Origin of the sequence: Asticcacaulis sp. AC402, from assembly GCF_000495835.1 — a bacterium.
Lineage (GTDB): Bacteria > Pseudomonadota > Alphaproteobacteria > Caulobacterales > Caulobacteraceae > Asticcacaulis.
Window position 1 is genome coordinate 1 of sequence record NZ_AWGC01000069.1, and the last position, 1107, is coordinate 1107.

Sequence of the window (1107 nt, forward strand, 5' to 3'; positions counted from 1 at the left end):
GTTTCATAGTGATCCTTTGGCCTTCGTCAGGTCAATGGAGATGATTTGTTTTGCTCCGAAACAGACGGAGTAGATCCCCTCATTTGTGGTGGGTCTGATCGCGAGCGTTTCGCCTATGAAGGCCTTCGGAACGCGCCACAGTTTACCTTTGAAGGCGATCTTGGGCTGGCCCCTTGGAACCCTTCGGAGGATGTCTGTAGTGTTGTAGGTCATTTCCGGCAGCTTATCCGGCATGGACCTGGTTGAAAATTTGTAACGGGTAATAGGCGCCTGCATATCCAAGCTCTGGTGTGGCCGCAGGTGGTTGTAGACATGGCGCCATTCGTCGAATTCCGCTTGAGCGCATTGGAGATCTATGGGGAGCCGAGCTACCAGAACTTCACGTTTAAGCGTGCGATGGAAGCGCTCATTCTTGCCCCGTCCCTGAGGATGATAGGGCCTGGCGTGGATCACCTCGACTCCCAATTTCAGGAGCCAGATGCGCAAAGGCGTGTACTGGCCGGGTTCACTGCCACCCCAAGGAGGGCCATTGTCGACATAGAAGGCTGCCGGCAACCCGTAGGTTCGGAAGGTGTGCTCCAACCATGACTTGACCGTCTTCGTCTCCTGTTGGGCACAGGCCTGGATGCACAAGGCGTAACGCGAATGGTCATCAACAATCGTCAAGGGCCAGCACCACTGACCATTCCCCATCTGGAACTGGCCCTTGAAGTCCATCTGCCACAGCAAATTCGGGGCTTCCTTCTCGAAGCTCTTGTATTTCTGAGGATGCCGGTCGGCGTCGGCTATCCGTCCGTGGCGATCAAGAATACTGTGGATCGTTGATATGGCCGGAGGTTTCAGCCCATCGTTCAACAGGATGCGATGTATCTTGCGAGCGCCCCAAGCCGGATGGTCGTCGCGTACAGCCAAGATCGCTTCTTCTATCGAAGCCTCGGTACGTAGCGGGCTGTTATGAGGACGGCGGGAGCGATCCTCGTAATCCTCTTGCCTCAGCAAGCGATGACCGGTGTCGCGGCTTATTCCGAAACGCCGACATAACTCGCTGATATTGGCACCCTCGACTCGCGCAAGGGCCGCAAACTCTAAACGTTGTTCCATGATCGA

General features: G+C 55.5%; 1 protein-coding gene. It reads right to left on the reverse strand.

Going from position 1 to position 1107, the window contains the following annotated elements:
* Positions 1-3 precede the first annotated feature (3 nt).
* Positions 4-1107, reverse strand: a 1104-nt coding sequence (locus ABAC402_RS38915) for an IS481 family transposase (RefSeq protein WP_023451367.1), incomplete at its 5' end; no start/stop codon positions are given.